Source organism: Paenibacillus sp. FSL R5-0908, from assembly GCF_038006245.1.
Taxonomy (GTDB): Bacteria; Bacillota; Bacilli; order Paenibacillales; family Paenibacillaceae; genus Paenibacillus_AQ; species Paenibacillus_AQ odorifer.
In genome coordinates this window covers 2905258-2919258 of the sequence record NZ_JBBOUV010000001.1, presented here as the reverse complement: position 1 = coordinate 2919258, position 14001 = coordinate 2905258, and the positions used below count along the sequence as shown (strand labels likewise).

The window sequence follows — 14001 nt, the reverse complement described above, 5'->3', positions numbered from 1 at the left end:
GCGTACCGCATAATGACACAATTGACCAGCAATACCATTGCTGAACATGTGGAACATTGTACTTTAATAATATGAACAGATTTATAACAACCGTGGCCACTGTAAAGCAAATTCCAAAAAATAGGAGTTGATTTTTCATTTCATCGCTCCTTAAGTCAAAAATGCCCCGTCTAGTTTGATGGGCGTCCTTCCGAATCTTATTAAGATATTATATTCTTTTCGAAACCGTTTGCAAACGATCTACTGTTAATGTAATTTAAAGATTTCGAACATCCCACCGACCACTTAAGGTTGGTGGGAAATTTTTATAATCCTTTAAAATTCACCTATAACTTATTCGCATGTTGACTACAGAGTAATCATTAACATATTCCACTAAATTTCCGAAACCCGAATAACCTTATACCTTGAATTTTCCTTTTCTAAATCAACTCTAATTTTTTTGGTTTGATTGTCTTTGAAAAGATTCCCCTCAACAGTAAGACTCTTACCATTTATCTCACAAACTTTTTTAGGAAAGAAACCCCAATCCGAACCAAATTGTTTTGATATAGAGCTATTGATTTCTTCAAAGAGGATAGATAATGTGTATGTTCGTATGTCTTTTACTGGATCTTCAATATGATCTCCTGGCGTAGCTAAACAAATTCGACCTACACTCATAGTTAGGAACAAAGTCGACAGAATCACAAGTAATTTCATTTTGAATTTCAATTTGATCACCTCTTCTTTATCTATAGTTAGCAATAACAAGAAATTTAATGCACAAGTTTTATTCTGTAGGTGATACTAAATAATCAAGACGTAAAAAATCTAAATTCAACAATAATTTACATTATTTTATGATCAATTATACCTATATACAAATAAATGTAATATTTTATAATAAAATAGAATAAAATAACATTTTGGGGAGAGTGTAAAATGAAGAATAAACTAAGTTTAGTACTAATGACAGTATAATTTTTTGTGATTTTATTACCATCTCATTCATCCGCAGCTGAAGATATCGCACCCGTAACTGATGATGTTACCGCAGTTGTAAATACAAGTTCTCCTCCAGCTGACATTTCACCTTTATCTCAGGATACCTTCAGTTATGAATTTTCTAGTAACTTTTATACCCCTACATTCCATGTCTATAATCCCAATACCAATATCACAGTTAATCTTACAAGTACAAGCACTTATGATTCTAATGATGGTGTATTTAAGGTTTCTTTAGAAAAATGTGATAAATCAGGATCAATTGTTTGTACATGGAAAAGTTTATTGACTGCTGCTGCCCCTTCGGATGGTGCCTGGACTGTTCTTTTCCCAGGCGGGTTTGAAACAGGAGATTATAGAATCAGATTACATGGAATTCTGCCTGGTGGGTATACTGTAAAGGGTTATGCCCAATATATATGGTATTAAACCCAGCCTCATGAATTTGCTGATAACACCCATTTCTTCGAAGCGAAAAGAACATAAATGTTAAAATCTCCACCTAATGTTCAGACCTACGTTCTAAAATGTCAGTATGAAAAATACCCCATCTACCTTAATGTAGATGGGGTATTTTTCATACGCGATTATGCCAAAATCATTCTAAATTCAAATTCACTTCTCATATAATAAGCATCCGCGACTTTAACACTAACAGGACTCCATTTCTGAATCGAGCCACCACAATCAACTATACACCCTGCCAGATCACCACGGCGTTCAAGTATATCTACGTGTGACTGTGACAAAGCAGCCGTAAGAAATTCAGAGTCTGTCTTTAGGACTTTGTATATATTACTCAATACGATCACTCCTATTTATTCTTCGTGACCAGTCGTTTTTCCGCCTTAAAATCCTTCTTAATAACTTTATTACTATTCATATAATTATCCCATGAATCTAGTATAATTCTCGGTTCCGACTCAATGATATCTTTTGCTTTATTTATCTCTCCTGACTTAAATAAGTCCATGATATTAATGAGATCACTGCGATTATGTAATTTCACTGCGTTATAACCAGCAAGTTCTTCACATGCTGATGTATATTGATTTGAGGATATCACCATGGACTTCTTAGCTCGGTAATATCTCATCGAACCATAAACCTCTTGAACAGCTCCTAATCCTACCGGATTCGAATACCTTTTGGCCTGAACAACATTTCGATATCCTTCACGATCAGTAAAAACTAAATCAGAACCGAAATCACGACTCCCCTGTGTTTTATATGCATCAATGTACCCCAATGCTAAAAATAAACGATACAGATATTCTTCAAAGTCAGTTCCGTCTTCCATTCGGTCTATGTCCTGGATCGTAATCTTAAGTGGATCAATTACTCTACTTTGGGGAGGGTAACTCTTCTTTGTTGATAAAACTTTGAATACAAAAGCAGCAGTAATGATAACAATAATAACCATGAAAATTATAATTTTTGTCAACCAGCAACCCCCATCAATTTAAGACCCTCGCCGACATTGGCAAGATTCTTCCAAATTACAATGCCAGTACTTCCAAACCATATAACCTTAATATAAATGATTTGGAACATTATGTATATGCACTCTATATCACAGGTAACGAGATTTTCCAGAACGCAAAAGACTACCAACCAAAGCCAACAGCGTGTTTCTATTTGTTCTCATCTTCAAGACTACTTTGAGCTCCCATAAATAACTCTATTAAACGGGCTGTGAACTCCTCAGCCATCCTCGTATCGCGTTCTTGTTTTCTAGTAATCCGCCCTAAAACTACTGGCTCGGAATTGTAGTGTTTCAACGGAACAGTTACAATCTGTTTTTGATAACTTGAAGGTAAAGAGTGAATGATAAAATCAGGTCCTATCGTAATGGTATCTCCTTTGACAACCATTTGATATAAGGCATCCATATTATTGGTAGATAGCGCAACTCGATTAGTAGGATGTGCAGATATCAAATTATGAGCAATTGATTCAATATATTCATCTCTATATAGGACAAACACTTCATTTCTTAAATCCTCAGCAGTTACAGCGTTCAAAAACCGTAATGAGGAATTCTTGTTCACGATCAGTACAGCCTTACCTTGTATTAAAGGCATCCAATCAAAAGAAGCATCCTTTTGTTGCTCAGAACTGTAAGAAACCAAACCCATACTTGCATATCCTTCATTCACGTGACTTTGTACTGTCTCTGTATCACCCTCTAACATTTGAACATTCAGTAAAGGATATCTTTTAGCAAACTCAATGGTAGTTTGAACAACCTGTGGAACCATTCCTGGTATGGTGGAAATGATAATATTTTCTGATGATTCTTCTTTAAGAAGTGATAGCTCCCGCTTCATTATCTCCACACTTTTAAGAATGGATACAGAATGTTGGAGGATTAACTGTCCTTCTTTCGTTGGGGTGATTCCTTTCTTTGTACGATGAAAGATAACTGTATCCAATTCATCTTCTAGCTGCCGTACCGATTGACTAATCGTAGGTACTGTCAAATGATGCACACTAGCAGCCTTAGTAAAAGTCCCATAATTAGCAGCTGAAATCAAATACTGTAATTGCGTGATATTCATCAATCTCATCCTTAAATATATATTTAGGAACCTTAATTATATTTAAATATATTTTATCATGATGAGTTGGTATTATGAATATATAGCAGAACATTTATGCATGTTATCGTTATTGGAGGTCATCAGGATGAGAAGTTGGCAAAGTTTCCTTGTCGAACGTTTATTATTACTAAATAAAAAGAAGATCAACACAGCCTATTATATAGAACAAAAAAGAATAGCTAATCAAACCCCTTATGTAATACCAGCTAAGCTTCAACAAAAATATCATATACTGAAAGATAATACCTATTCATTAGACACATATATTTTGGAATCAACCTCAGAACCACATACAAGAGTAATTTTGTATCTACACGGCGGAGGATATATCGAACAACCACTATCATGGCATTGGCGTTTTTTATATAAATTATCCCAAAAGGTGAATGGAACAATATATGTACCTGTGTATCCTAAAGCCCCAAATCATAATTACAAAGAAGCCTTTGAGCAGGTTCTTCCTATCTATGAATACTTATTAACCAAGGTTCAACCAGAGAATATTGTGCTGATGGGTGATTCAGCAGGTGGTGGCTTTGCACTTGCTCTAGCACAATTCTTATTGGAAAATGATATTTCGCAACCAGGCAACATTATACTCCTTTCCCCATGGCTAGACATCACACTCAATCATCCGGATGTAGCAACAATGGAGAGCAAAGAACCTATGCTTGATGCGAAACTTTTGATCGAGGTCGGTAAAATTTATGCCGGGGAAGCAGTAAAAAGTAATTATTTATTAAGTCCGATGAATGGACCTATACAAGGCTTAGGCAAAATCTCCTTATTTATAGGTACTCATGAATTATTCCTTCCCGATGCTCGAAAATTTAAGGGATTAGCCGAAAAAGAAAAAGTAAGCATCAACTATTTTGAGTATCCCCAAATGAATCACGTGTTCCCTGTATTTCCTATTCCAGAAGCAAAGACAGCTATGCAACAAATGATAGACATAATAATAAAGGATACGTAGGATCTACTAACTGATCGCTTTTATTTTTTTGCTACACCTAGTACTTTTTCTTCCTTTGATTTTATAACACATCACACCTTAACTGTAACATTATCTCGTTTTTTGGATGAACTTCACGAACACCAACAAATCCCTCATAGATCAATTAAGATTAACGAGGGATTTGATATTCGCGCTTATGCCAAAACCATCCTAAATTCAAATTCACTTCTCAGGTAATAAGCATCAGCAACCTTAACACTAACAGGACTCCACTTTTGAACTGGACTACAACAATCAATTGTACAGCCAGCCAAATCACCACGACGTTCAAGTATATCTACTTGAGACTGTGACAAAGCAGCCGTTAGAAATTCAGAGTCAGTGTTTAAGACTTTGTATATATTGCTCAACACGATCACTCCTATGTATTATATACCCCTATCATAGTTGACAGGGCATGTTGCTATGTAATAAGTAATTGGAATAATAATTTCAGAATGGACAAACACCAGGTACCTTTAGCATCTTATTATTTTGTCCATGAAGTAACTCCATCAACATATTTATCTAAAGATTCGCCACCAGATACTTTTCTAATGTGATCTTTTAATTCTTCGATATTACTCAAAGCTTCACCGATATAGAGCTTAGCAGACTCTTGTATATCTATGCCATTATCAATTTTTTCGCCTTCTGATTCAATCATTTTCGTAACAGCTATTTCTAGAGCTTCATGGTTTAGTTGATTAAGATAAGTTAATAATTGATTAATTTTTATGTTTGACTCTTTGTGCAGCCAAATTTCCTGCGTTCTTGCTATAGCTGATAACTGCTCGAACTGACTCAATGGTGCAAATTCATCCATATCTTTATATTCTAAGAATTCATTGCCTGGATTAATAAACGGAGCTAAATAGTTTTGTAAATCAATTAAGGACCTGTAGATTTTATTATAAGATTCCTCTCTAACTGAAAGCAGCCTTAATACATATCTTTCTTTTCTTTCTTCTTCTAGTCTTTTTTTTGATATTCGCTCATTTGCTTTTGTTGTGAGAAAAACAACTGCTATAGCGGTGAATGAAGAAATAACGGCGCTCCATATGTAATTAATAGTTTTCAACCCCATTTCATGATATCTCATATTTCATTGAAATTTCGACAGATAATTGTCAATTCCTCTATATCAATTAAAAAAAGCCCACCAGCCGAAGCCAATGGGCATAACCTCAAGTGTTTGAGCATTTAATTCGTGATATCAACAGTCTTTGTTTTTGCGTCATATACAACTGTAGCTCCTAGCGCCTCTGCTACTGCCCGAGCTGGTGTATAGGTAGTGCCGTTATCAAGCACACCGTCAGCTACCTTTTTTCCGTTCACGTTAACTGTCACCTTTACATCTTTATTCACAACTGCAACTCCTAACTTAAGCTTGTAATCAACCAAATTCTTGAACGCTGTCCACCCCGTCCACTTCCCACCATCATACATCAAACGAGGACAAATCTTACCACTCCAGTCAAAGTGCCGCCGAAGCCGATCTATGCCCCACCCACGCTCTTTGAGCATCGATGCAACCAGTTCAGCAGCATTATCTAAAGCCTTTGCATAATCGCCACTCTCGCAGATCTCAATGCCTATGCTTGTACGATTACCGGATTTAATTCCACTACCGTCACCCGAGTGCCATGCGTTTTCCGTTAGTGGGATACACTCCACTGCTTCTTTACTATCAACCACTATATGAAATGATGCTTGCCGATCGTTAGAGGGATTAGTTAGCCATGAGCGCTCATTAGCAGCTGTACTGGATGGATTACCTGTGTTATGGATAGTTATTGTTGTCGCTACCATTGTAAGCGAAGGACGACGATTACAGGCTGTTTTTAATGGTACATGATCCTTACGATAAATCATTATTGATCACCGCTTTTCTTAGCCTGCTTAATAAGCTGGTTTCCGTATACAGCTACAGCCCCACATAGGATACCTTGTATAAAGCTTGTAATTACAAACCCTAACATCAGTACAGCAAATACAATGGCGACCAGCGTAACAATATACACAATGCTCCAGTCCGGTACTTTTGGCGTTTGTTTTAACCAATAACCGATAATCCAACAAACTACGACAACAACCATTAATTCAGGATTAATAAACTCCATAACTGCATTCCATTCCATATTAATTCATCCTCTCTATTCTTCGATTTTGTCCAAGCGCTTATGGGCTTGCTTGGTAGATTCTTCAACTCGTGTTACTCGCTCAGAGAGTGCATCCGTCCGTTGACCCTGCTGTCTGACATCAGCTCGAATATCGTCCACACCACGTTTGATGTACTCGACATCTGTACGTAACACTGCTCCGCTGCCAGCCTCTTGCGCCACATCTTTTTTAAAAGCAGATGTTCTGGTTACCCACCCTAATACAACACCGCTTACTGCTGCTACTAATGCTGTGATCGTTGTAATCTCCACTACCTTCCCCCCCTTATATAAATAGCCCCCGGAGATCCGAGGGCAAAATAAAAACGCCTCAATGGGCGCCGACTTTATTTATTCTTCTTCTGTAAGGAATTCAAGTCCGCTATCAACCAGAATTTCTTTAACTCCCGGTCTCAAAGTAGATGGAACCTCGACATATTTGGTCTTACCTAAGATTACGCGCTGTGCGAAAAACATAGCCATCATGATGTCACCCCCTTTCCTCTTTGACATGAACCAGTAAAAAATGCGCGCTATCATTGGTATATCTGCATTGCCATTTCAGCAATGATGTCCTCGATAAAATCTGCACGTTCAGTTATTGCGTTGTTCTGTGCTTTTAAGAGCATGTTCTCTTTTTTTAACATCTCAATTTCTGAGAGCTCACCAGGCTTTGTCAACTCCGCAATCTCTTCTGGTGTTAAGCCTTCGACCCAAAGGTTATCAGGTTGTACTGGAGGTGTGTAAACTGGCTCAGGACCTTGTTTCTCACCCTCCGCCCATTGCTCCCGCCAATCATGCAGCTCGTCGGCATAGTCGCTCTGTGCCTCTAGTACAACGTCCTGCCACGCATTCCATGCAACTAAATCAAAGTGTGGCTTATATAGTCCAGCAGGTACAGGTACAGCCACACGATAGCCGACAAGCACTGGCTCCGGTGTTTCGTTTGCTGGCGTGTCGTGATCGTACTCGGACGTCGGAATCTCATAAAGCGGCGTGACTCCGAACTCAGTATCAGAGACAATCGTCACGTCTGTGTATAGCCCATTCATATCTGTTATGATTGCTTCTTTCATCGTTTTACGCCTCCTTAATTGACCGCCAAGAACGGCGGAATGTTATCGAGACTTAGCCATGTTGTGCCTCCAGAATATGGGGTTACACGGCCTTTATAGTCCACCTCGACATTGCCGATTAAAACACCACTGCCGTTATTGGATACGGATATTGACTCGATGCCGGCTGTTGCTGATGGGCGATATCCAGGCGGTAACGTCAAGATTGGCGACCCGTTGACCCCGCTCTTAACCATGCCCCTGATATGCACAAATCCAAGCGTGTCTTTGTAATAGTAAGGTGCGTTGCTGCTGCTATACGTCTCCCATCCATTAAGCAATGTCGGTGTTATCTGCGCCGGTACGTCCTTCTCCGCTTTCTTAGCCTCAACCACGGATACTCTCGCCAGCGCTTCCGTCACCCCATCGGTCAGATCACGTAACTGCGCCTTCTCGGAGGCTGCGTAGAATCCTGTAACTGAAGGTACTGGTGATTTATCCAGTTTGATATATGAGACGCTATAAGAGGCAGATGGATCATACATAGCAGGCGGCTGATTTGCGCGAGAATTTCCGTATCCCGCAGTCGTCGCTTTTTCTATGATCCATGCCCCAACTCTTGAATCTTTAAAAACATTGAGTATCTCACGTGCTTTATTTTTAAGTCGAGAGTCTCCACCTGGTGAGTATAGACTTGGATCATTATTGATATACCAATTACCTGTATCTGTTGATGGGGTAACTCGCTCACGGCTTACATATCCACTACCTACTTCTATAAAGTTATCTCCCTCAAGTAGTGATAGGCTACCGTCTTCTTGGACTGCTTCCGTCGTTACGGCTGCAAGACGGTATAAGAGTTGATATGGTGTCCAGTTTGGTACGGCCGTCGTAGGTACAGTGTTTGTATTGCCCTCATAGAGGTTACTCTGATATCCCCACACTTTTGTACCTGTTCCGTTATATGGATTGGTGGATCCAGACAATGCCATCTTCCACCCGTTAAAATACGCTTTAATCTCGTCCACACTCGGTGTATAGGAGTCTCCCCAACCGGAGTCTGAGGAAGCTATATTGAGATAAAAATTCGCATCTGACGTTAGTTGCCTGTAAGTATCCGCACCAGCAGCAAACACATTTACACTTGAAGGAGTATTTACTAGGCTTATACCGTTGTACTTAGTTACAAAACCAATTAATCTGTTATCTCCTGCAAAAGTTGCAGCAAGCTTCGGCAGCTTGACAACTTTATAACCTGTAGCAGTCCCATGATATTCCCACGGCAAAGTTCCATCCGCAATCAACTCACGCCATAACCTCGTTACCTCATACCGCCCGTTAACCTCACGCAGTATATCCGGTTCGCTGCCATCCGTTGGGTTAGCGTGTAACTCTACTCCACCAAAGGCGATAAGGCTGTCTTCGCGCGGTTGGAACTGTGTGGCTGCGTTGCCAAGTTCTAATTGAGGGTTAGAATAAACGAAACTACCTGCGGTTGAATTTGTTGTAGCAATATAAATAATCCCACTTGCTGGTGCAGTAAATGAAGTACTCGTCACACCATTAGTGCTAGCTAAAATTGTTCCTGTACTATTAGTATCAACAATTAAAAAGTATGTGACGGTACTTGCAACATCTCCCTGTGAAAAGGTGTAGCGTTGTCCAGGTATAACATTGAGAGTTATATTACTGCGTTGAGAACTGCCAGTTGGATTAGCAATTAACTTATAGGGTTCCGCTACTTTAGCGTATACATGTAGTACCCATGCTTGATCTGAAAATGGTGGTATCAAATTCCGACCATACCGTTTTACCCATAACCCATCTACTCCATTAATACCAGGAGGGACGAAAGGCCAGCGTTGTGCAATTTGATCCGATGTCATGCTGTCGAAAGAAATGTAATCAGACGCCGATACTTCGATTACACGAAGGCTATCGAACTGTACCCACCCCACGGTTCCTAATCCATTATAGTTGTATAAACGTAGGATGATAGTTCCCGATGTTGTCGGCATGAATTTAACTGAGTGTGTTTTTGTTGCGGCAGAAGTTACAGAGGTGGCATTGATTATTGTACTTGTTCCACTCGCAGCAGCGAGATGTGCGAGCGAGGTACCATCTGTTACAACATCCACGAGAGCCACATAGCGTTTACCAGACTCAACCGTAATATTACGCTCTAATCGTCTAGGTGTCCCCGTATCAGCTGCAGTTGAAGTGATACGTTGTGCCTTACCGCCATTTATCGACACTAGGGATGGCGTTGCTCCGTAAAGCGTAGCTGCCCAACCGTCGGCCATTCCGTCCGAGTTACTATCTGTTTTAAAACTGTCAGATAATAATGGCATTAACGTCCTTCCCTGTACCTTTAATCCTTGTAGTCTAGCGTTCTTTGTTGCGTTTAGAATTTGCTGACCCGCTGCTAAATTGATAGAAGTGAGAGATTCAGTATTCAACCTGTTATTAATCGGAAGCACTGCTGCATCTGCTTTAGTCTGAGATCCTGTTGTTGTTTCTTTGGCGTTCCATGTCACCTTTTCAGTATCCGTTGCAAAACGATGTGTAGCATCCTCTACAACTTCAGATCCGTTAACGTTTCCCCAAGATATGCTCCCAGCTGTTGTTCCAGCTTTAAGTACTTTGCCATTGTTACTAGTACCCGTAGCTGGTACGTGTTGATTACCATCTCCTGTAGGATGTGTATAATTATTAGCTCCGGTAGCTACTCCAGACAATTTTGTCTTTTCCGCTGTCGTGTAATCATTGGTAGATAATTGCTTGCCGGATACCTTATCTACCTTATTACCAACTGTTGTGTCTATTTTATCCCAGTTATCATTGAGCATAGTATCGATGTTAAAAGTATCATTACCATCGGTAACTGGGTTAACTTTGAGTAAATTCAAATTGGGTGTATTACTGGACAACAGGCCCACCTCCCGCAAATTTATTTAATAGCGTCTGCTGCAATTGGTTGATTGTCATGATCTTATGCACCTCTTTGATAAGCAAATAACGGTAGGCATAAGACAAAATCATATGAGCCGGTTTGATATCCTCTAAAGCTTTTTTAAGGTCATCTATGTTAATTGGCACACCCAATGTATCAATAAAGGTAATCACGATCTTATACTCAACTGGAGATACAGCCACATCAACTGTGCCGCCGTCATATGCCTGTGCTACATTCTTAATCATGTCTCCGGATACCTTACCAAATCCGCGCATTTTTGAAATGATCACAGACCGCCGTTGGTCACTAGGTTTGTTGGTATCGACTACGATTTGTAATTCCTCTTCGTATCTCCCTAATGCCCAAGTAGCCGACTCCGGGAATGCTTGGTTCAATAATTCTTCAACCCGTGTGCCAAGGAGATCAAACTCTGGTCCTTCACCGTTCATCAGCTCGTTCATTTCGAGTATGTCAGCATAATATGCCGGGAGATAATTTTTTAAACGGTCAGTCCCATTCATGTTACAGTCACCGTCCCAAGCACTGCTACAGCATCATCTGGTATCTGAATATTAACTGTTTGATTGTTTACTTTCAGATTTGTATAATCAATCACCGGTGGTATATCTAATATTAGACTCTGTATCCGGGTATAACGGACTAACGAGTCAGTAAAGGCAAGAGTAGCCAGATAATTCCTAGTCGCTGTCTCCAACTGCGTTTTTACTTGATCCGTTGTAGCTCCACTTGCAAGAGTCACACTCACCGATATATTAATAGGAAACTCAGTAGCCCCAACTACCGTAACAACTGCACCGATCGGAGCTACTCCTTCACCCATCCCGTCCTTTGTCGGATCAATGAAATTCTGAACAGCCTCTACAATGGCTGTCGATGGTTTTCTCATATCATTGTTTAGCAACACTACCTTAACGGTACCAGGTCCATTCCATAGAGGAAACGCCTTAGCCCGACCAACACCGCTGATTTCCCGAGCCCATTGCTCATATTGGTATCTGTTACCGCTGGTGACTGGTTTGGTTATCCGCTCCTGATACCTCTCGTAGAGCGCTTTATCCGTTTCCCGGTCAACTCCGGCAACAAGCAGTTCTGTCAGTTCTGCCCGAGCTAGGTTATTAATAAAATCAATTGGCAGTAGTGCCCCGAATGTTTGATTTCCAGCAGATCCCACAGTTTCTGACTCCATCCGGTAGTTACCAAGAGAAAGCCTTTCTATTGCCTTGTAGTTGATATCGCCTATTGCAAACCGACTGCCTATCGGGATATCTAAAAGAGCATTGGATGAATTGTAAAACAATCCTCTTAATTGCGCTTTAGTGGCCATCTTTCTGGTAACACCCGACCACGCTACTGCCCGATCTAAGTAATCACCGCTCGTTGTGTCTGCGAAGATCAGGTTTGTATTGATATCCAACTCAACATACATCTGAGCTAATTCCATTGCTGCTGGAGCCATAGCATCATAAATAATGCTACCTTCTCGCTTGTCCAGCCCATCTGGTACCCGGTCTAGCATCCTTTCTAAGATCGTTTCAAACGTTTGATCTTCATACACCGCCATTCACCTCCAATCGGTCTGTATAGTTACCGTAATCACTCTCTACGTCAAACAAGACGAGTACCGCATCGCCATCATAGTTAAATCTAAAGTTGGTTACGGAAACGATACGATCATCCTGAAGTAACGCTTCCCTAGTCCAGCGTTCCACTTCGGTTTCAAACACCGCCCGGCCCCGCACCGCTCCAACATCTGCCTCACTACCGTAATTGTCACTGTAAATCAGGTTTTCAAATCGGATTGTCGAGAGTATTTTTATAACTGCCTGTTTTACGGCATCCAATCCATCCACTACCACGGATCCTATACGCCCATTTACAAGGTCTAGTTTATAAGTAAGACTTGGTTGGGGTGTATCCTCCATATCCTCATTCAGCAGCACGTTATCGCTCTGTGGTATCAAACTCTCACCACCCTATCCATGATTACGTAGCGTTGACCACCTTGCATGCGGATAAGTAAAAGTTTATCTCCGGTAGCTAACGGCTTACGAATTACGTATTCTTGGATTCCTATTGTTATTTTCTGTTCAGATAAGGTTTCCGGAACAATTAAAAAATCCTCCGTAAGTGAAAGCCGATTATCGACCAACACTACAAGAGGATTAATTTTTTCTACAATTCCTAGCTGTACCAGAACTGGACCAGCAGCATTTACCGCTTCAGTGGCAGCGCGTTTTATCGCATCTATCATGATCACACCAACCTTAGCTCTAAGTCCATGGTATGTACTCCACCTTCTTTCTTATGAGTACATTCATCGACTAGGAAGAATTTATTTATGTTCATTGCGTTGATATATAAATTAACGTAGCATCCTGCACGCATTCGGTAATCTCCAAGGGCCTCTATACTAAGCGTCCGCTTCTCTCGATTCTTCATGAACAGTTGCTGAGTTAGTTGCTCGGTAATTTGAGCCTGATTCAGATTCTCATCTACTGACTCGTAGAGTTGTAGCAATCCCCACTTAGCAATGCTGGCGCTATCTTTGGTAACGTAAGTTTCCCGCTTACCAGTCTCCTTGTTGTCTCTGTACAATACAATTTGATTGTATGTCTCATCGTCAATGTTGCGGCTGTAAGAGTAATCCGTCATGAGTGAATCATCACCCACCACAAAAGGAAAGCGCATATTAGAAGCATTACGTATCGTCAAGCTCCCAAAATCGTCAAAGAATACGAAGTTGGTCCCGTAGTTAATCAGGGTCTCATCTAACGCCATGCAGATCATATCGATAAACGTTTTATCGTCACGGATCTGGGAAGGAATAATGTATTTTGTATCTTCCAGCGTTCCGGTCTTGAGCTGCATGTCTTGAGCGATCTTTTGAACTACCTGAGTTGCTGTCTGTTTCGTAAATACATAAGTTCCGCTATTCATCAGATACCGGATCTGATCATAAGCAAGGATGCTTATTTCTTCTGTCTTGCCAGTTTCAATACTGAAAATATATCCATAGAAAACCCTATGTCCCTCATCTGTGTATCTAACCACATCACCATTGTTCAGTTGGAATTTTTTATCTTGCCACGGGCCATGGTCTACAAGGGTGAATTCTAAGGATGCTGCCTTACCTATACGGATTGTCTTCCAAGATATATCAGTAACGATGCTGGAAACATCCCAGACGGCGCCATTTTTATTATCGATCAATAATTCCATGTAT

The 14001-nt window shown here is 40.4% G+C and carries 18 protein-coding genes; 2 read left to right on the top strand and 16 right to left on the bottom strand.

The window, feature by feature from the left end; translation table 11 throughout:
• Window positions 1-375 precede the first annotated feature (375 nt).
• Window positions 376-714, bottom strand: a complete 339-nt coding sequence (locus MKZ09_RS12865; protein ID WP_076139048.1) for a hypothetical protein — start codon at window positions 712-714, stop codon at window positions 376-378.
• Between the two features lie 255 nt (window positions 715-969).
• On the opposite strand from MKZ09_RS12865, the gene MKZ09_RS12860 reads away from it, so the two are divergent.
• Window positions 970-1416 (top strand): hypothetical protein, encoded by a 447-nt coding sequence (locus tag MKZ09_RS12860; RefSeq protein ID WP_076208662.1) that lies wholly within the window; start codon window positions 970-972, stop codon window positions 1414-1416.
• A gap of 158 nt (window positions 1417-1574) precedes the next feature.
• Here MKZ09_RS12860 and MKZ09_RS12855 read toward each other — a convergent pair whose 3' ends face one another.
• The 3 genes from MKZ09_RS12855 to MKZ09_RS12845 form a co-directional block, all read right to left on the bottom strand.
• Window positions 1575-1790 carry a hypothetical protein gene (locus MKZ09_RS12855; protein ID WP_076208663.1) on the bottom strand — a complete coding sequence of 72 codons (216 nt, stop codon included), beginning with the start codon at window positions 1788-1790 and terminating at the stop codon, window positions 1575-1577.
• A gap of 11 nt (window positions 1791-1801) precedes the next feature.
• Entirely contained in the window at window positions 1802-2431 is a 630-nt protein-coding gene (locus MKZ09_RS12850; protein WP_370511197.1) for a restriction endonuclease, read from the bottom strand.
• Window positions 2432-2621: 190 nt separating this feature from the next.
• Window positions 2622-3548, bottom strand: a complete 927-nt coding sequence (locus MKZ09_RS12845) for a LysR family transcriptional regulator (RefSeq protein ID WP_076273416.1) — start codon at window positions 3546-3548, stop codon at window positions 2622-2624.
• Window positions 3549-3675: 127 nt separating this feature from the next.
• On the opposite strand from MKZ09_RS12845, the gene MKZ09_RS12840 reads away from it, so the two are divergent.
• Window positions 3676-4563: an alpha/beta hydrolase fold domain-containing protein gene (locus tag MKZ09_RS12840; protein WP_076138702.1), complete on the top strand. Its 888-nt coding sequence runs from the start codon at window positions 3676-3678 to the stop codon at window positions 4561-4563.
• A gap of 511 nt (window positions 4564-5074) precedes the next feature.
• Here MKZ09_RS12840 and MKZ09_RS12835 read toward each other — a convergent pair.
• The 12 genes from MKZ09_RS12835 to MKZ09_RS12780 all read right to left on the bottom strand — a co-directional run bounded on the left by MKZ09_RS12835 (window position 5075) and on the right by MKZ09_RS12780 (window position 13997).
• Window positions 5075-5671: a hypothetical protein gene (locus MKZ09_RS12835; protein ID WP_076138700.1), complete on the bottom strand. Its 597-nt coding sequence runs from the start codon at window positions 5669-5671 to the stop codon at window positions 5075-5077.
• 116 nt (window positions 5672-5787) lie between these two features.
• Window positions 5788-6459, bottom strand: a complete 672-nt coding sequence (locus MKZ09_RS12830) for an N-acetylmuramoyl-L-alanine amidase (RefSeq protein ID WP_076138699.1) — start codon at window positions 6457-6459, stop codon at window positions 5788-5790.
• Window positions 6459-6725 carry a phage holin family protein gene (locus MKZ09_RS12825; RefSeq protein ID WP_076138698.1) on the bottom strand — a complete coding sequence of 89 codons (267 nt, stop codon included), beginning with the start codon at window positions 6723-6725 and terminating at the stop codon, window positions 6459-6461. Before MKZ09_RS12825 ends, MKZ09_RS12830 begins: the two co-directional genes overlap by 1 nt.
• 15 nt (window positions 6726-6740) lie before the next feature.
• Complete coding sequence (locus MKZ09_RS12820) at window positions 6741-7019, bottom strand: hypothetical protein (RefSeq protein WP_076138697.1); 279 nt, start codon at window positions 7017-7019, stop codon at window positions 6741-6743.
• Between the two features lie 78 nt (window positions 7020-7097).
• On the bottom strand, window positions 7098-7232 hold the full coding sequence (locus MKZ09_RS12815; RefSeq protein WP_256718572.1) for a hypothetical protein: 135 nt from the start codon (window positions 7230-7232) through the stop codon (window positions 7098-7100).
• Window positions 7233-7282: 50 nt separating this feature from the next.
• Window positions 7283-7822: a hypothetical protein gene (locus MKZ09_RS12810; RefSeq protein ID WP_341040861.1), complete on the bottom strand. Its 540-nt coding sequence runs from the start codon at window positions 7820-7822 to the stop codon at window positions 7283-7285.
• Window positions 7823-7836: 14 nt separating this feature from the next.
• Window positions 7837-10731, bottom strand: coding sequence for a hypothetical protein (locus MKZ09_RS12805; RefSeq protein WP_341040859.1), 2895 nt, complete (start codon window positions 10729-10731; stop codon window positions 7837-7839).
• Complete coding sequence (locus MKZ09_RS12800) at window positions 10721-11278, bottom strand: YmfQ family protein (RefSeq protein WP_076208582.1); 558 nt, start codon at window positions 11276-11278, stop codon at window positions 10721-10723. The genes MKZ09_RS12805 and MKZ09_RS12800 overlap by 11 nt, the downstream gene beginning before the upstream one ends.
• Complete coding sequence (locus tag MKZ09_RS12795; protein WP_341040858.1) at window positions 11275-12339, bottom strand: baseplate J/gp47 family protein; 1065 nt, start codon at window positions 12337-12339, stop codon at window positions 11275-11277. Before MKZ09_RS12795 ends, MKZ09_RS12800 begins: the two co-directional genes overlap by 4 nt.
• Window positions 12326-12739 carry a DUF2634 domain-containing protein gene (locus MKZ09_RS12790; protein WP_036684205.1) on the bottom strand — a complete coding sequence of 138 codons (414 nt, stop codon included), beginning with the start codon at window positions 12737-12739 and terminating at the stop codon, window positions 12326-12328. Before MKZ09_RS12790 ends, MKZ09_RS12795 begins: the two co-directional genes overlap by 14 nt.
• Window positions 12736-13029: a DUF2577 domain-containing protein gene (locus tag MKZ09_RS12785; protein WP_076208584.1), complete on the bottom strand. Its 294-nt coding sequence runs from the start codon at window positions 13027-13029 to the stop codon at window positions 12736-12738. Before MKZ09_RS12785 ends, MKZ09_RS12790 begins: the two co-directional genes overlap by 4 nt.
• A 2-nt stretch (window positions 13030-13031) precedes the next feature.
• Window positions 13032-13997: an XkdQ/YqbQ family protein gene (locus MKZ09_RS12780; protein WP_076138687.1), complete on the bottom strand. Its 966-nt coding sequence runs from the start codon at window positions 13995-13997 to the stop codon at window positions 13032-13034.
• Window positions 13998-14001 lie beyond the last annotated feature (4 nt).

Coding starts and splice junctions, on each gene's coding strand:
- MKZ09_RS12795 (WP_341040858.1), bottom strand. CDS start 12,339: ATGGCGGTGTATGAAGATCAAACGTTTGAAACGATCTTAGAAAGGATG.
- MKZ09_RS12800 (WP_076208582.1), bottom strand. CDS start 11,278: ATGAATGGGACTGACCGTTTAAAAAATTATCTCCCGGCATATTATGCT.
- MKZ09_RS12785 (WP_076208584.1), bottom strand. CDS start 13,029: ATGATAGATGCGATAAAACGCGCTGCCACTGAAGCGGTAAATGCTGCT.
- MKZ09_RS12845 (WP_076273416.1), bottom strand. CDS start 3,548: ATGAATATCACGCAATTACAGTATTTGATTTCAGCTGCTAATTATGGG.
- MKZ09_RS12840 (WP_076138702.1), top strand. CDS start 3,676: ATGAGAAGTTGGCAAAGTTTCCTTGTCGAACGTTTATTATTACTAAAT.
- MKZ09_RS12810 (WP_341040861.1), bottom strand. CDS start 7,822: ATGAAAGAAGCAATCATAACAGATATGAATGGGCTATACACAGACGTG.
- MKZ09_RS12835 (WP_076138700.1), bottom strand. CDS start 5,671: ATGGGGTTGAAAACTATTAATTACATATGGAGCGCCGTTATTTCTTCA.
- MKZ09_RS12825 (WP_076138698.1), bottom strand. CDS start 6,725: ATGGAATGGAATGCAGTTATGGAGTTTATTAATCCTGAATTAATGGTT.
- MKZ09_RS12830 (WP_076138699.1), bottom strand. CDS start 6,459: ATGATTTATCGTAAGGATCATGTACCATTAAAAACAGCCTGTAATCGT.
- MKZ09_RS12815 (WP_256718572.1), bottom strand. CDS start 7,232: ATGATGGCTATGTTTTTCGCACAGCGCGTAATCTTAGGTAAGACCAAA.
- MKZ09_RS12780 (WP_076138687.1), bottom strand. CDS start 13,997: ATGGAATTATTGATCGATAATAAAAATGGCGCCGTCTGGGATGTTTCC.